The sequence below is a fragment of the Catenuloplanes niger genome, assembly GCF_031458255.1.
Classification (GTDB): Bacteria; Actinomycetota; Actinomycetes; order Mycobacteriales; family Micromonosporaceae; genus Catenuloplanes; species Catenuloplanes niger.
In genome coordinates this window covers 2932031-2947232 of record NZ_JAVDYC010000001.1, presented here as the reverse complement: position 1 = coordinate 2947232, position 15202 = coordinate 2932031, and the positions used below count along the sequence as shown (strand labels likewise).

The 15202-nt window shown below is 72.7% G+C and carries 14 protein-coding genes; 4 read left to right on the top strand and 10 right to left on the bottom strand.

Features of this window, described 5'->3' with window-relative positions; translation table 11 throughout:
- Positions 1-30 precede the first annotated feature (30 nt).
- The 4 genes from rph (at position 31) to J2S44_RS12685 (ending at position 3884) form a co-directional block, all read left to right on the top strand.
- On the top strand, positions 31-762 hold the full coding sequence (gene rph, locus J2S44_RS12700) for a ribonuclease PH (RefSeq protein ID WP_310412460.1): 732 nt from the start codon (positions 31-33) through the stop codon (positions 760-762).
- Entirely contained in the window at positions 759-1367 is a 609-nt protein-coding gene (rdgB, locus tag J2S44_RS12695; protein ID WP_310412457.1) for an RdgB/HAM1 family non-canonical purine NTP pyrophosphatase, read from the top strand. The genes rph and rdgB overlap by 4 nt, the downstream gene beginning before the upstream one ends.
- A 54-nt stretch (positions 1368-1421) precedes the next feature.
- Positions 1422-2837: a Si-specific NAD(P)(+) transhydrogenase gene (sthA, locus tag J2S44_RS12690; protein ID WP_310412454.1), complete on the top strand. Its 1416-nt coding sequence runs from the start codon at positions 1422-1424 to the stop codon at positions 2835-2837.
- A gap of 63 nt (positions 2838-2900) precedes the next feature.
- Complete coding sequence (locus J2S44_RS12685; RefSeq protein WP_310412452.1) at positions 2901-3884, top strand: arabinan endo-1,5-alpha-L-arabinosidase; 984 nt, start codon at positions 2901-2903, stop codon at positions 3882-3884.
- Positions 3885-3908: 24 nt separating this feature from the next.
- Here the strand turns inward: J2S44_RS12685 and J2S44_RS12680 are convergent, their stop codons facing one another.
- The 10 genes from J2S44_RS12680 to J2S44_RS12635 all read right to left on the bottom strand — a co-directional run bounded on the left by J2S44_RS12680 (position 3909) and on the right by J2S44_RS12635 (position 15178).
- Positions 3909-4574, bottom strand: a complete 666-nt coding sequence (locus J2S44_RS12680; protein WP_310412449.1) for a histone deacetylase — start codon at positions 4572-4574, stop codon at positions 3909-3911.
- Between the two features lie 107 nt (positions 4575-4681).
- Entirely contained in the window at positions 4682-5887 is a 1206-nt protein-coding gene (locus J2S44_RS12675) for an IS110 family RNA-guided transposase (protein WP_310412446.1), read from the bottom strand.
- Between the two features lie 250 nt (positions 5888-6137).
- Entirely contained in the window at positions 6138-6896 is a 759-nt protein-coding gene (locus J2S44_RS12670) for a hypothetical protein (RefSeq protein ID WP_310412443.1), read from the bottom strand.
- The gene (locus J2S44_RS12665; protein WP_310412440.1) at positions 6893-7462 is read right to left on the bottom strand and encodes a SigE family RNA polymerase sigma factor; all 570 of its coding nucleotides are present in this window, start codon (positions 7460-7462) and stop codon (positions 6893-6895) included. Before J2S44_RS12665 ends, J2S44_RS12670 begins: the two co-directional genes overlap by 4 nt.
- 43 nt (positions 7463-7505) lie before the next feature.
- A complete protein-coding gene (gene hutH, locus J2S44_RS12660; RefSeq protein WP_310412437.1) occupies positions 7506-9041 on the bottom strand; it encodes a histidine ammonia-lyase in 1536 nt (511 codons plus the stop codon).
- Positions 9038-10204, bottom strand: coding sequence for an imidazolonepropionase (gene hutI, locus J2S44_RS12655; protein WP_310412435.1), 1167 nt, complete (start codon positions 10202-10204; stop codon positions 9038-9040). Before hutI ends, hutH begins: the two co-directional genes overlap by 4 nt.
- Positions 10192-11508, bottom strand: a complete 1317-nt coding sequence (locus tag J2S44_RS12650; protein ID WP_310412432.1) for a formimidoylglutamate deiminase — start codon at positions 11506-11508, stop codon at positions 10192-10194. The genes hutI and J2S44_RS12650 overlap by 13 nt, the downstream gene beginning before the upstream one ends.
- A complete protein-coding gene (locus J2S44_RS12645; protein ID WP_310412429.1) occupies positions 11499-12698 on the bottom strand; it encodes an allantoate amidohydrolase in 1200 nt (399 codons plus the stop codon). Before J2S44_RS12645 ends, J2S44_RS12650 begins: the two co-directional genes overlap by 10 nt.
- Positions 12695-14323 carry a urocanate hydratase gene (hutU, locus tag J2S44_RS12640; RefSeq protein WP_310412426.1) on the bottom strand — a complete coding sequence of 543 codons (1629 nt, stop codon included), beginning with the start codon at positions 14321-14323 and terminating at the stop codon, positions 12695-12697. Before hutU ends, J2S44_RS12645 begins: the two co-directional genes overlap by 4 nt.
- A 12-nt stretch (positions 14324-14335) precedes the next feature.
- Complete coding sequence (locus J2S44_RS12635; RefSeq protein ID WP_310412424.1) at positions 14336-15178, bottom strand: MurR/RpiR family transcriptional regulator; 843 nt, start codon at positions 15176-15178, stop codon at positions 14336-14338.
- Positions 15179-15202 lie beyond the last annotated feature (24 nt).

The following is a 15202-nucleotide window of genomic DNA, read 5'->3' as shown; positions in this document are numbered from 1 at the left end:
GCTCGGTGGCCAGAGCATAGGCTTTCCGCCATGGCGCGTCCCGATGGCAGAACGACCGAGCAGCTCCGACCGGTGACCCTGGCTCGTCACTGGAGCGCGAATCCGGAAGGGTCGGTGCTGGTCGAGTTCGGCGCCACCCGGGTGCTCTGCACCGCCAGCGTCACCGAGGGGGTGCCGCGCTGGCGGAAGGGCTCCGGCCTCGGCTGGGTGACCGCGGAGTACGCGATGCTGCCCCGCGCCACCAACTCCCGGTCCGACCGGGAGAGCGTGAAGGGGCGCATCGGCGGCCGCACCCACGAGATCTCCCGCCTGATCGGGCGCAGCCTGCGCGCCTGCATCGACCTGAAGGCGCTCGGCGAGAACTCGATCGTGCTGGACTGCGACGTGCTGAACGCGGACGGCGGCACCCGCACCGCCGCGATCACCGGGGCCTACGTGGCGCTGCACGACGCGGTCACCTGGATGGCCGGCCGGAAGATGCTCGGCGGCCGTACCGTGGAGAAGGTCGTGCACCGGTCGGTGGCCGCGGTCAGCGTCGGCCTGATCGGCGGTGAGCCGCGCCTCGATCTGTGCTACACCGAGGATGTGGCGGCCGATGTGGACATGAACATCGTCTGCACCGGCGAGGGCGACTTCGTCGAGGTCCAGGGCACCGGCGAGGCGACCGTCTTCGGGCGCGCCCAGCTCGACGCGCTGCTCGACCTCGGCGTGGCCGGCTGCGCCGACCTGGCGGAGGCTCAGCGGAAGGCGCTCTCGGCATGACGAAACTGCTTCTGGCCACGCGGAACGCGAAGAAGCTCACCGAGCTGCAGAGCATCCTGGACGCCGCGCTCGGCGCCAGCCGCGTCCAGCTGGTCGGCCTCGACTCGGTGCCGGAGTACCCGGAGGTCCCGGAGTCCGGGCTCACGTTCGGCGAGAACGCGCTGATCAAGGCGCGCGAGGGCGTCCGGCACACCGGCCTGCCCACGGTCGCGGACGACTCCGGCCTGGCCGTGGACGCGCTCTCCGGCATGCCGGGCGTGTTCAGCGCCCGCTGGTCCGGCCGGCACGGTGACGACCGGGCCAACACCGACCTGGTGCTCGCCCAGATCGCGGACGTGCCGGAGCAGCACCGCGGCGGCGCGTTCGTCTGCGCGGCCGCGCTGGTCCTGCCGGGCGGCAAGGAGCACCTGGTCGACGGCCGGATGGCCGGCCGGCTGCTGCGTGCGCCGCGCGGCGAGGGCGGGTTCGGCTACGACCCGATCTTCATCGCCGAGGGGCAGCAGAAGACCAACGCGGAGCTCACGCCGGCGGAGAAGAACGCGATCAGCCACCGCGGGAAGGCGTTCCGGGCACTCGCCAAGGTCATCGCCAAGGAGCTGACCTAGCGGGACGGCCGAGTTCGGCGCTGAATAACCCTCAATCCGTAGCGCATTCAGGGCATGATGAGTCTCGTGTACGACTTCGACGTCCTGGTGCTGGGATCGGGCCCGAGCGGGCAGAAGGCCGCGATCGCCGCGGCGAAGCTGGATCGACGGGTCGCCATCGTCGAGCGGCGCAACATGATCGGTGGCGTGTGCATCAACACGGGCACCATTCCGTCCAAGACGCTGCGTGAGGCCGTGGTCTACCTGACCGGCCTCAATCAGCGCGAGATGTACGGTCGCGACTACCGGGTCAAGGACGACATCACGGTCGGCGACCTGAGCGCGCGCACGTCGCACGTGATCGGCCGCGAGGTCGAGGTGATCCGCAGTCAGCTGCAGCGCAACCGGGTGCGGCTGCTCACCGGCACCGGCTCGTTCTTCGACGCGCACACCGTCTCGGTCGACGACGACAGCGGCCGCGAGACCAAGGTGACCGCCGAGAAGATCATCGTGGCCGTGGGCACCAAGCCGGCCCGCCCGTCCACCGTCGACTTCGACGACCGGACGATCATAGATTCCGACGGCATCATCAACCTCGAGCACGTGCCGAACTCGATGATCGTGGTCGGTGCCGGCGTGATCGGCATCGAGTACGCGTCGATGTTCGCCGCGCTCGGCACGAAGGTCACCGTGGTCGAGCGCCGCGACCGGATGCTCGAGTTCTGCGACCTGGAGATCATCGAAAGTCTGAAGTACCACCTGCGCGACCTGGCCGTGACGTTCCGGTTCGGCGAGACCGTGGCCTCGGTCGAGCGGCACCCGCGCGGCGCGATCGCGCTGCTGGAGTCCGGCAAGCGGATCGGCGCGGACACGGTGATGTACTCGGCCGGCCGCCAGGGCCTCGGCAGCGAACTTCAGCTGGAGAACGCCGGGCTGGAGGCGGACAGCCGGGGCCGGATCGCGGTCAACGAGAGCTACCAGACCACGGTCGACCACATCTACGCGGTCGGCGACATCATCGGTTTCCCCGCGCTCGCCTCCACCTCGATGGAGCAGGGGCGGCTCGCGGCGCACCACGCCTGCGGGGAGCCCGCCCGCGACATGCAGAAGCTCCAGCCGATCGGCATCTACACCATCCCGGAGATCAGCTTCGTCGGGCGGACCGAGGACGAGCTGACCGAGGCGCGCATCCCGTTCGAGGTGGGCATCGCCCGCTACCGTGAGCTGGCCCGCGGGCAGATCATCGGTGACTCGTACGGCATGCTCAAGCTTTTGGTCTCGCCGGACGACGGCAAGCTGCTCGGCGTGCACGTCTTCGGCACCGGCGCGACCGAGCTGGTCCACATCGGGCAGACCGTGATGGGCTGCAACGGCACGGTCGACTACCTGGTGGACGCGGTCTTCAACTACCCGACGCTGGCCGAGAGCTACAAGGTCGCGGCGCTCGACGCGATGAACAAGATGCGCCACATCCACCGCATCGCGACCTGAAGGTGCGCTTAAGTCTGGTTTAGGGCGGTCGATACGCATCGGCCGCCCTTCTACCGTCACCTGGTGATCATCAAGAGACTCCTGATCGGCGCCGTGACGCTGGTGGCCGCCGGCGCCGCCACGGTCTACGGCATCCAGAGCGCGAACGCCGCGACGTACCCCGGCCCGGGCGTCGTCACCGGCAGCACGTTCGCCCACGACCCGGCGATGGTGAAACGGCCGGCGGGCGGCTATCTGCTGGCCGTCACCGCGCCCGGCATCGGCCTGAAGACCTCCACGGACCGCACGGCCTTCGCCGACGCCGGGGTCGCGTTCCCGAACGGCGCGCCGTGGACGCTGCCGTACACCAAGGGTGACACGAACCTGTGGGCGCCGGACCTGACCTACCGCAACGGTCAGTACTGGCTGTACTACTCGGCCTCCAGCTTCGGCGGCAACACCTCCGCGATCTTCCTGGCGACCAGCACCACCGGCGCGGCCGGCAGCTGGGTCAACCGGGGCCTGGTCATCGAGAGCCGGAGCACCGACACCTTCAACGCGATCGACCCGAACCTGTTCATCGACGGCGACGGGAGCTGGTGGCTGTCGTTCGGCTCGTTCTGGGGCGGCATCAAGATGATCCGGCTCAACGGCGGGACCGGCCTGCGCACGCCCACGGACACCGCGGTCCGGCCGCTGGCCGAGCGGTTCGTCAACAGCAAGTCGGTCGAGGCGCCGTTCGTCTACAAACGCGGTGGGTACTACTACCTGTTCGTCGCGTTCGACCTCTGCTGCCGGGGCGCGTCCAGCACGTACCGCACGATGGTCGGCCGCGCGAAGAGCATCACCGGGCCGTACGTCGACCGCAACGGCACCCCGATGACCGCGGGCGGCGGCACCGAGATCATGGCCACCCACGACGCGGTCCACGGTCCCGGCCACCCGGCGGTGCTGCGCGACGGCGACCAGGACGTCCTGATCTACCACTACTACACGCCGGCCGGCGACGCGAAGCTCGGCATCAACCTGCTCCGGTGGGACTCCGCGGGCTGGCCCGCCGCCTACTGACGCCGGAGCCGGGCGAGCAGCGGGTCACGCGCCGTCCGGGTCGGGGGCGGCGAGACGCATCCCGGCCCGGATGCCGCGCTCGGCCAGCGCGGTCAGCTGCGGCACGTCCTGGGTGACACCGGGACGACCGGCGAGGTAGCCGGCGATCCGGACCGGGTCCCAGGAGTGGGCCTCGTGCAGGCCGCTGGAGATCATCTCCAGGTAGCGGGCGGCCGGGGCGTTGAGCGTCGCGGTGGCGGCGGTCCACGGCGCGGTGAACGTGATCATCGGGTGGCCGTCCCGGTCACCGGCGTGCACCAGCGTCTCGTAGCGGCCGTCGCCGAGGGTCTGGTGGCCGTCGGTCAGCACCGGCGTGAGGTCGAGGTCGGTGCCGGGCGGGCGGTACATCTCCTGGGCCGCGATGTCGGCGAACTGCGACAGCGTGACCAGGTAGCTGCGCGCGGCGGCGGTGCCGGCCAGGTCCCGGTCGTAGAACGCGGCACCGCCGGTCCACGCGGGCGACTCACCGGCGAAGTAGATGCCGCCGGGCAGCGTCGACCCGGCCGTACGACGCGGTGGCGACGTGTCCCGGCAGCCCGGATAGGTGCGGCGGCCGCCCGGCGGGGTGCCGCCGCCGAGGTAGTAGCCGAGCCGGGTGGCGTGCATGTTCGAGCCGTACGCGGTGTACCAGACCAAACGCGGCATCGTCATGTGCCGGACTCCTCCCGGCGTGGTCACGTCGTCGGCGACTCTACATATGCCTGGCCGGACCGGCGAACCGCCGATCCGGCCAGAGGGGGGTGTCCCTATGGTTTTCGTCAAGCCTCAGGGGCAGATTCCTTGGTTGTTTTGGGCTGGTACGGGGTTTTGGTGCGGAGCATGGCGTGGAGGACGTCGGCGCGGCGGCGGGCGAGGCAGATGATGGCGGCGTTGTGTTTCTTGCCCTCAGCGCGTTTGCGGTCGTAGTAGGCCCTGGATGGTGGGTGGGACAGCGACGCGAACGCGGCGAGGAAGAACGCGCGTTTGAGCTGCTTGTTCCCGGATTTCGGCGGGTGTTCGCCGCGGATCGAGCTGCCGGAACGCCGCGTCACGGGCGCGAGCCCGGCGTAGGCGGCGAGGTGCCCTGCGGTCTTGAACGCGGTGGCGTCGCCGACTTCGAGGAGTATCCGGGCGCCGGTCCTGACGCCGATGCCGGGCATCGAGGTCAGGACCTCGGCGAGAGGGTGGGCATCAAGCATCCGTTCGACCTCGTCCGCGACCTGGTCACGCTGCTGCATGGCCTGCCGGAGGCTGTCGGCGAGTCGGGGCAGGACGGTCTCGGCGGCGGTGGTGCCGGGGACGGTGACGGTCTGCTCGTCCAGCGCGGCCAGGACCTGCTCGATGAGCCGGGCTCCCATCCGTGGCGCCTTCGGGGCGACGATCGAGGTGAGGTCGCGCCGGCCGGTCGTGCGCAGCCCAGCGGGGCCGCCGCAACGGGACAGCAGTTCCAGCACCGCTGGGTGGGTGACTTTGGGGCCGAGGATGCGTTCCAGTGGCGGGTGGATCTGGGTGAGCAGGCCGCGGATGCGGTTGCTGATCCGGGTGGCCTCGCCGGCCAGGTCGTCGTCGTAGCCGATCAGGACCTCCAGCTCGGCGAGGGTCTCGTCGCCGGTGTCGACGCGGCGCAGGGTGTGGGGCAGGGTGCGGGCGGCGTCGGCGATGACGTAGGCGTCTCTGGCGTCGGTCTTGGCCGTGCCGGGGTGGAGGTCGGCGAGGCGGCGCATCGCGAGTCCGGGCAGGTAGGCGACCTGGCAGCCGGTGGCGCGGGCGACCGCGACGGGCAGGGCGCCGATCGAGGCGGGCTGATCGACGACGACCAGGACCCGGCCGTGCCGGGCGAGTTTGGTGAACAGGGTCTTCAGACGTTTCTCGGTGTTCGGCAGCGGCGCATCGTGCAGCCGCTTTCCGTCCCGGCCGAGGGCGACCGCGTGGTGGTCGCTCTTGCCGACGTCGAGCCCGAGGAACACGTCGTACTCGTTGTGCACCGCATGCCTTCCATCACCGCAGGTCAACCGGGGTCCAGTCGCGGTCGGGCGTCGAACTGCCGGCACCCACGTTACGAAGAGACCAACCCCAGCAAGCGGGGCGGCCGGGTCCCTATTCAGCGGTCCGTCGACGCCACCCGACCCGGCGGCAACACCCCCCGGATCATGCGTACGACAGGGGGAAAGAGCCATACCGAGCCGAGCGACCAAACAACCCCGAAGGGGTTGATCAAAAAGGTAACGGTGAGGGTCAGTTGTTGCCGGTCTTCAGCGTCGGCGGCGTGCGGGCGCCCTCCTCGGCGTCGCTGAGCGCCGTCGGGTCGACGCCGATGCCGCCGGCCACCGTGATCATCTGCTCCTTGGTCAGCCCGGTGCTGTGCGCGAACTGCACGGTGAGGGAGACCTTCTCCGACTGGGCGACGAAAATCTGCGTGGCGCCCGCGATGTCGCCCTCCGCCGGGATGGTCCGGAGCGCGGCGGGCCTGTCCCCGATGGTGAATTGCTCGTCACCGGTCGGGTTGACCATGAAGTCCGTGACCTCGAGGAACACGGCGATCTTGTCGGTGTAGACGCGCGGGTTGAACAGCTCGGACGCCGGGTCGTCGCCGGGGCCGGGGCTCTTCGCTCGTTCCGGTGCCAGGACCAGCTCGTACTCGTCCTGGTTCTGGACGAAGAAGCCCTGCGGGACCTGGTCGATGGTGAAGCGGCCGGGCTTCTCGCCGGTGTAGGCGACCAGCTGGACGCCGCCGGTGACCGCGCTCTGCGAGACGCCGGGCGGCACCTGACCGGCCAGGCCGGGGTTCGGCGTGGAGTTGCCCGGGCCGGAGATGGTCAGGGCGAACGCGGTGGCGACGGCCGCGACGCTGAACGCGGAGCCGGTGGCGATCTGAGCGGCCCGGCGCCGCCGGACGGCCCGGCGGCCACGGTCGAGGTCACCGGCGATGGCGGTGGCGGACGGGTCGTCGATCGAACCGCCGAGGCGCTCCATGCGGCTGTGCAGATCCATCATCGGGTCAACTCCTGTTGGTGAAGCGTGGTGGGCTGAGCGGATGTGGAACGAGGGGCAGTGGGCCGCTCCAGCGCGGCACGCAGCTTGTCCAGGGCCCGGGCGGTCTGACTCTTGACCGTGCCGGTCGAGCAACCGAGTGCTTCCGCCGTCTCCGCGACGTCCAGCTCGTAGAAGAAGCGGAAGACGACCGCGGCCCGCATCCGTGGTGGAAGCGCGCCCAGCGCCTGCGCCAGCTCCGGGTCCGTGCCGTCCGGCGTGTCCGCCGCGGCACGCTCCGGGAGGCGCTCGGACGGTCGCTCGAATCGCCACCAGGCCCGGCGGCGCTCCGTGATGAGGGCGTTGACCAGCACCCGGCGTACGTACCCGTCCGGGTTGGCGGCCCGGCGGTACGCGGTCCAGGAGACGTAGAGCTTGGTCAGTGCCGTCTGCACGAGGTCCTCGGCGAGGTGTCCGTCACCCGCGGTCAGCAGCCTGGCCGTGTGGAGAAGGTGTCCGCGCCGGTCGGCCACGAAGTCGTGGAACTGCTCGTCGCGCTCGGATCTCCCCGAGCCTCTGTCTCGTTTCACGTTCACCCTGACCTCCTCGCCGGGGGCCGGGGTTGCACGGCTCCTACCCGAGTTGCCCGACCGTCTCCTCGATCGCGGACCGCAGCGCCGGGCCGGCGACCGCCGCGCGCGCCGCCTCCATCGCCGGGGCCAGGAAGATGTCCGGTCCGGGCCCGCCCGCGAACGCGGTCACCGCCTCGACCGCGAGCCGCCCGGCCGGGGACGGCGTGAGCGGCGCCCGGAGCTGGATGCCGCGGACCGCGCTGAGCAGCTCGACCGCGAGGATGCTGGTCAGGTTGTCCAGCACGGTGCGCAGCTTCTTGGTCGCCGCCCAGCCCATGGACACATGGTCCTCCTGCATGCCGCTGGTCGGCAGCGAGTCGACCGAAGCCGGCGCGGCCAGCCGGCGGTTCTCCGCCACGATGCCCGCGGCCGTGTACTGCGCGATCATCAGCCCGGAGTTGACGCCCGCGTCCGGCGACAGGAACGGCGGCAGGGCACGGTTGCGGGTGACGTCGAGCAGCCGGTCGACGCGGCGCTCCGCGATCGCGCCCACCTCCGCGGCCGCGATCGCCAGGAAGTCCGCGGCGAAGCCGAGCGGCGCGCCGTGGAAGTTGCCGGTCGACTCGACGCGGCCGTCCGGCAGCACCACCGGGTTGTCGACCACGGAGACCAGCTCGCGGGCCGCGGTGGTGGTGACGAACCCGAGCGTGTCCCGGGCCGCGCCGGCCACCTGCGGCGCGCACCGCATCGAGTACGCGTCCTGCACCGCGTGCGCCAGGTCGTCCCGGTGCGAGTCCATGATCGCCGAGCCCTGCAGCAGCCGGTGGATGTTCGCCGCGGACGTCGCCTGGCCCGGGTGCGGGCGGATGGTGTGCAGCTCCGGCAGGAACGGCCGCTCCGAGCCGAGCATCGCCTCGACCGCGAGCGCCGCGGTCACGTCCGCCATGGTGAACAGGTGCCGGGCATCCTCGATCGCGAGCAGCAGCATGCCGAGCATGCCGTCGGTGCCGTTGATCAGCGCGAGCCCTTCCTTGGAGTCGAGCGCGATCGGGGCGAGGCCGGCCTGACCGAGCGCGTCGGCGGCGTCCAGCCGGCCGCCGTCCTTGCCGAGCACCCAGCCCTCGCCGAGCAGCACCAGCGCGCAGTGGGCGAGCGGCGCCAGGTCACCGGACGCGCCGAGCGAGCCGTGTTCCGGCACCCACGGCGTGATGTCGTGGTTGAGCAGGTCGACCAGCGCCTGGGCGAGCAGCGGGCGAACCCCCGAGTGACCGAGGGCCAGCGACCGTACGCGCAGCAGCATCATCGCCCGGACCACCTCGCGCGGCATCGGCGCGCCGACGCCGGCCGCGTGCGACCGGATCAGCGCGTGCTGCAGCTCGGCCCGGCGGGACGGGTCGACGAACGTGTTCGCCAGCGCGCCGAAGCCGGTGGAGACGCCGTAGACCGGGCGGCCCCCGGCCTCGATCCGGTCGACGATGTCCCGGCTGCGGGCCATGCTGTCCCGCGCCTCCGACGAGATCGTGACCCGGGCGGAGTCGCGGGCCACCGCGATCACGTCGGTGGCGGAGACCCCGAGCGGGGTGACGACGACGGTCATAGCTTCACTCCGTTGTGCACGACAGCGCTGATCAGTGGCACCCCGGGCCGGTAGGCCAGGTGCAGGTACGAGGGAGCGTCCAGGACGATCAGGTCGGCGCGCCGGCCCGGCGCGATCACGCCGATGTCGTCGCGGCGCAGCGCGCGGGCGCCACCGGCGGTCGCGGCCCAGACCGCCTCCGCCGGCGTCATCCGCATCTCGCGGACCGCCAGTGCGATGCAGAACGCCATCGACGACGTGTACGACGACCCCGGGTTGCAGTCCGTGGCGAGCGCGACGGTGGCGCCCGCGTCGAGCAGCCGGCGCGCGTCCGGGTACGGCGACCGGGTGGAGAACTCCGCGCCCGGCAGCAGCGTCGCCACCGTCCACGTCCCGGCGAGCGCCTCCACGTCCCGGTCGGTGAGGTGGGTGCAGTGGTCCGCGCTGGCCGCGTCGAGCTCCACCGCGAGCTGCACGCCCGGCCCGTGCCCGAGCTGGTTGGCGTGCACCCGGACGCCGAGCCCGGCCGCCTTGCCCACGGTCAGGATCGCGCGCGCGTGGTCGGCGTCGAACGCGCCGGTCTCGCAGAACACGTCGATCCACCGGGCGTACGGCGTGGCCGCGTGCAGCATCGGCCCGCAGACCAGCGAGACGTAGTCGTCGACGCGCGCGGCGTACTCCGGCGGGACCACGTGCGCGCCGAGGAACGTGGTCTCCGCGGTCAGCTCGCGGGCGATCCGCAGCGAGCGGGCCTCGTCGGCGACGGACAGCCCGTACCCACTCTTGATCTCGATCGTGGTGGTGCCCTGCCGCAGCGCCTCGTCCCGCAGCCGGCCGGCGGCCTCGCGCAGCCGCTCGTCGGAGGCCGCGCGGGTGGCGGCGACGGTGGTCCGGATGCCGCCGCCGGTGTACGGCTCGCCGGCCATCCGGGCCGCGAACTCGCTCGCCCGGTCCCCGGCGAAGACCAGGTGCGAGTGGCTGTCCACGAAGCCGGGCAGCACCGCGCGGCCGTCCGCGTCGACGCGGTGGTCGGCGCCGGGCGCGTCCTTCGACCGGCCGACCCACACGATCGTGTCGGCCTCGACGACCACCGCCGCGTCCTTGAGCGTGGTCAGGTGCCCCCGTCCGCAGCACCCGGCGTCGTTCGTGACGAGCTCGCCGATCCGGTCGATCAGGAGAGCCATGCGATCGCCTCCCGCAGCTCGCGCGGCACGTCCAGGCGGGTGTGCCGCCCGTCCCGGACGATCCGGTCACCGTCCACCACCACGTCGGTGACGTCCGCGGCGGTCGCGGCGAAGACGATGCCGGCCGGGTCGGTGCCGGCCGTGCGCGGGGCGTCCAGCGTGACCGTCACCAGGTCGGCACGGGCACCCACGGTGATGGTGCCGGCGTCGTCCCAGCCGAGCGACGCGTGCCCGCCGGCGGTCGCGGTGCGGACCAGCGCGGCGGCGGTGAAGTGTCCCCGTTGCTCGGTGCGCAGGCGTTCGTGCAGCTCCACGGCGCGGGCCTCCTCCAGCGGGTCGATGACGGCGTGACTGTCGCTGCCGGTGCACAGCGGTGACCCGGCGGCGGCGAGTGCCGCGGCCGGCCCGATGCCGTCGCCGAGGTCACGTTCCGTGGTGGGGCACAGGCAGACGCGGGTACGGCTGCCGCCCAGCGCGTCGATGTCGTGCGCGGTGAGGTGGGTGGCGTGCGCGACGGTGGTGCCCGGCCCGAGCGCGCCGGCCTCGGCCAGCAGGCCGGTGGGGGTGCGGCCGTGCGCGGCGACGGCGGCCTCGTTCTCCGCGCGCTGCTCGGAGAGGTGCACGTGCAGCGGCGCCCGTCGTGCCGTGGCCCACGCGACGACGTCGGGGATCTGGTCCCGCGGGACCGCGCGGACGGAGTGGACGGCGGCGCCGAGCCGGGCGTGCGGTCCGGTGCGGACGGCGCCGGCCCGCTCGCCCCACGCCGCGGCCGTGCCGTCGCCGAACCGCAGGGCCACGCCGTCCAGCGGATCACCCGCCACCGACGCGGTCAGGTAGCACGTGTCCAGCAGCGTGATCCGGATCCCGGCCTGCGCCGCCGCCTCGACCAGCGCGGTGCCCATCTCGTTCGGGTCGTCGTAGCGCCGCCCGCCGGGCCCGTGGTGCAGGTAGTGGAACTCGCCCACGCAGGTGATCCCGGCCAGCGCCATCTCCGCGAAGACGGCCCGCGCCAGCCGCAGGTAGGACTCGGGGGTGAGCCGGGCCGCCACCGCGTACATCTGCTCCCGCCAGGTCCAGAACGTGCCCCGGCCCGCGTGCGTGCGCCCGCGCAGCGCCCGGTGGAACGCGTGCGAGTGCGCGTTCGCCAGGCCGGGCAGCGTCAGCCCGCGCAGCCGCTCGGCGCCCGCCGGCCGGGGCACGCCCGGCGTCACGGACGTGAACCGCCCGGCCGCCGCGGTGATCAGCACGTCCGCGACCGGTGCGTCGCCCAGCCAGGCGAGGTCGGCGTGCCAGGTCAGCGGCATGCCAGCTCCTCCAGCACGTCCGCGAGCGCCTCGATGCCGGCCTCGCAGTCCTCGTCGTCGGCGCGCTCGGCGGGCGCGTGCGAGACGCCGGTCGGGTTCCGCACGAACAGCATCACCGTGGGTACGACCGCGGACAGCACGCCGGCGTCGTGCCCGGCACCGGTCGGCAGCACCGGCGTCCTCGCACCGAGCACCGTGACGCACCGGTCGATCAGCCGCTCCGAGAAGCCGATCTCCCCGGTCGTCGACTCCGCCGTGATCGTGACCGTGGTGCCGTCCTTGGCGGCGCGCGTTGCGATCTTGGTGCCCAGTCCGGCCAGCAACTCGTCCAGCGTCGCCGTGGAGGCGGCCCGCGCGTCCAGCCAGCCGGTCACCCGGGACGGGATCGCGTTCGTCGCGTTCGGGTGCACCGCGACCCGGCCGACCGTGGCGTGCGCGCCGTGCGTGCGCGCCTCCTTGTTCGCGGCCAGCACCGCGAACGCGTAGGTGAGCATCGGGTCGCAGCGGTCGCCCATCAGCGTGGTCCCGGCGTGGTTGCCCTGGCCGGTGAAGTCCATCCGCCACCGGCCGTGCGGCCAGATCGACGAGCCGATCCCCACCGGTACGGTCAGCGCCCGCCCCTGCTCGACGTGCAGTTCCACGAACGCGTGCATGTCCCGCAGCCGGGCCGGGTCGGCACCGAGCCGCGCCGGGTCGAAGTCGTAGCCGGCCATCGCCTCGGCCAGCGTCACGCCGTCGGCGTCGGTGAGCGCGCGGGCCCGCTCCGGGTCGAGCGCGCCGGTCATCAGCCGGGAGCCGAGGCAGGCGACGCCGAAGCGGGAGCCCTCCTCCTCGGCGAACGCGGCGATCCGGATCGGCCGGGCCGGGGTGACGCCACGCGCGCGCAGCACCTCGACCGCGAGGAACGCGGAGACGACGCCGAGCGGCCCGTCGTAGGCGCCGCCGTGCGGCACGGAGTCGAGGTGGCTGCCGGTGACGACGGCCGGCCCGGTCGCGCCGGCCGGGTTCCAGGTCGCCCACATCGTGGTGTTGCCGTCCACCTCGAACTCCAGGTCCCGGTAGCGGGCCTCGGCCTCGAACCAGGTGCGCAGCTCCCACTCGGGCGGCGTCCAGGCGAGGCGGACATATCCGTCCCGCGGTGTGCCGCCGACCTCCGCGATCTCCCGCCAGAGATCGGTGAAGGCACTCACGACGCCGCCATCGGGATCTTGACGCCGCGCTCCGCCGCCACCGCGGACGCCTCGGGATAACCCGCGTCCACGTGCCGGATCACGCCCATCCCCGGGTCGTTCGTCAGCGTCCGCCGGATCTTCTCGCCGGCCAGCGCGGTGCCGTCCGCCACGCACACCTGCCCGGCGTGCAGCGACCGCCCGATCCCCACGCCGCCGCCGTGGTGCAGCGACACCCAGGACGCGCCGCTGGCCGTGTTGAGCAGCGCGTTGAGCAGCGGCCAGTCCGCGATCGCGTCCGAGCCGTCACGCATCGCCTCGGTCTCCCGGTAGGGCGACGCCACGGAACCGCAGTCCAGGTGGTCACGGCCGATCACGACCGGGGCGGACAGCTCGCCGGACGCCACCATCTCGTTGAAGCGCACGCCGGCGACGTCGCGTTCGCCGTACCCGAGCCAGCAGATCCGGGCCGGCAACCCCTGGAACGCCACGCGCTCGCCGGCCAGCCTCATCCACCGCGCCAGCGACTCGTTCTCCGGGAACAGCTCCAGCACCGCGCGGTCGGTGGCCGCGATGTCCGCCGGGTCGCCGGACAGCGCCGCCCACCGGAACGGCCCCTTGCCCTCGCAGAACAGCGGCCGGATGTACGCGGGCACGAACCCGGGGAAGTCGAACGCGCGGTCGTAACCGCCGAGCTGCGCCTCGCCGCGGATCGAGTTGCCGTAGTCGAACACCTCCGCGCCCGCGTCCTGGAAGCCGACCATCGCCGCCACGTGCGCGGCCATCGACGCCCGCGCGCGCTCGGTGTGCTCCTCCGGGGTCAGGCCGGCCGGGTCGCCGAGCGGTACGTAGGAGAGCGGATCGTGCGCCGAGGTCTGGTCGGTCACGACGTCGATCTCGACGCCGCGTCGCAGCAGCTCCGGGAACACGTGCGCCGCGTTCCCCACGACACCGATCGAGACGGCCCGCCGCTCCTTCTTCGCGGCCAGCGCGAGCCGCACCGCCTCGTCCAGGCCGGACGCGACCTGATCGAGGTAGCGGGTCTGCACGCGGCGCTCGAGCCGGGCCGGGTCGACGTCGACGATCAGGCACACGCCGCCGTTCATGGTCACCGCGAGCGGCTGCGCGCCGCCCATGCCGCCGCACCCGGCGGTCAGCGTGAGCGTGCCGGCCAGCGAGCCGCCGAACCGCTTGGCCGCCACGGCCGCGAACGTCTCGTAGGTGCCCTGCAGGATGCCCTGCGTGCCGATGTAGATCCATGAGCCGGCGGTCATCTGCCCGTACATGGTCAGGCCCAGGTTCTCCAGCCGCCGGAACTCCGGCCAGGTCGCCCAGTCACCGACCAGGTTCGAGTTGGCCAGCAGCACGCGCGGCGCCCACTCGTGCGTGCGGAACACGCCCACCGGCCGCCCGGACTGCACCAGCAGCGTCTCGTCGTCGGCCAGCTCGCCCAGCTCCCGCACGATCGCGTGGTAGGACGGCCAGTCGCGCGCGGCCCGCCCGGTCCCGCCGTAGACGACCAGATCCGCCGGCCGCTCCGCCACGTCCGGGTCGAGGTTGTTCATCAGCATCCGCATCGCGGCCTCCTGCGGCCAGCCCTTCGCGGTGCGCGTGCTGCCACGTGGCGCCCTGATCGCCATCCTCATCAACCTCCAGCGCTAGGGAACGAAAACCTGCCGGCGTGCGGCGGACGACTCGAACTCCTCCAGGCGCCGCTGCGTCTCCTCCGGCACCGCGTCGCAGATCGCCTGCAACAGCACCATGGCCAGCGTCATCGGCGCGGTGTGCAGGTCGAAGACCAGGCCGGCACCGACCCGCGCGGTCAGCACGTGCGCGGCCGGCTCCGCCGCGGGACTGACCGGCGAGTCGGTGATCACCACGGTGTGCAGGCCGAGCGCGCGCGCCTCGGCCAGCGCGTCCAGCGCCTCGCGCGGATACCGGGGCAGCACGATCGCCAGCATGGCGGTCGCACCGGCCGCGCGGGCCTGTTCCAGCCGATCGGTCAGCAGCGTGCCGCCGGTGTCGAGCACCCGCACGTCCGGCAGCACCTTCGCGGCGAAGAACCCGAAGTACGCGGCGAGCGGCGCGGCGGCCCGCAGCCCGAGCACCGGCAGCGGGCGCGACCCGGCCAGCGGCGCGGCCGCGGCGGCGAGCCGGCCGGCGTCGGCGAGATCACCGGCGAGCCGTTCCAGGTTCGCGGCCTCGTGCCGTACCGCGTGCTGCACGTCGTTGGGCTTCCCGCCCGGGGTCTCGGTCACGCCCGGGCCGGCGGCCTCGCGCAGGAGCTGCCGCAGCGCCGGGTAGCCGTCGAGGCCGAGCGCGGTCGCGAACCGGGTCACGGACGGCTGGCTCACGCCGGCCAGGTCCGCCACCTCGGCCGCGGACAGCCACGCGGCCGCGCCGGCGTGCTGGATCAGCGCGTGCGCGATCCGCCGCTGGGTGGGCGTCAGCCGGGCGTCGGCGAACAGGGCGAGCAGCCGGTCTGCGCCCTTTTCATTCATGTACGGATCGTATGCATGAAGTTA

What these genes read in the sequence shown, in the direction of transcription:
- rph (WP_310412460.1), top strand. Translation starts at nt 31, where the DNA reads ATGGCGCGTCCCGATGGCAGAACGACCGAGCAGCTCCGACCGGTGACC.
- rdgB (WP_310412457.1), top strand. Translation starts at nt 759, where the DNA reads ATGACGAAACTGCTTCTGGCCACGCGGAACGCGAAGAAGCTCACCGAG.
- sthA (WP_310412454.1), top strand. Translation starts at nt 1,422, where the DNA reads ATGATGAGTCTCGTGTACGACTTCGACGTCCTGGTGCTGGGATCGGGC.
- J2S44_RS12680 (WP_310412449.1), bottom strand. Translation starts at nt 4,574, where the DNA reads ATGACGATGCCGCGTTTGGTCTGGTACACCGCGTACGGCTCGAACATG.
- J2S44_RS12670 (WP_310412443.1), bottom strand. Translation starts at nt 6,896, where the DNA reads ATGATGGATCTGCACAGCCGCATGGAGCGCCTCGGCGGTTCGATCGAC.
- hutH (WP_310412437.1), bottom strand. Translation starts at nt 9,041, where the DNA reads ATGACCGTCGTCGTCACCCCGCTCGGGGTCTCCGCCACCGACGTGATC.
- hutI (WP_310412435.1), bottom strand. Translation starts at nt 10,204, where the DNA reads ATGGCTCTCCTGATCGACCGGATCGGCGAGCTCGTCACGAACGACGCC.
- J2S44_RS12650 (WP_310412432.1), bottom strand. Translation starts at nt 11,508, where the DNA reads ATGCCGCTGACCTGGCACGCCGACCTCGCCTGGCTGGGCGACGCACCG.
- hutU (WP_310412426.1), bottom strand. Translation starts at nt 14,323, where the DNA reads ATGAGGATGGCGATCAGGGCGCCACGTGGCAGCACGCGCACCGCGAAG.
- J2S44_RS12635 (WP_310412424.1), bottom strand. Translation starts at nt 15,178, where the DNA reads ATGAATGAAAAGGGCGCAGACCGGCTGCTCGCCCTGTTCGCCGACGCC.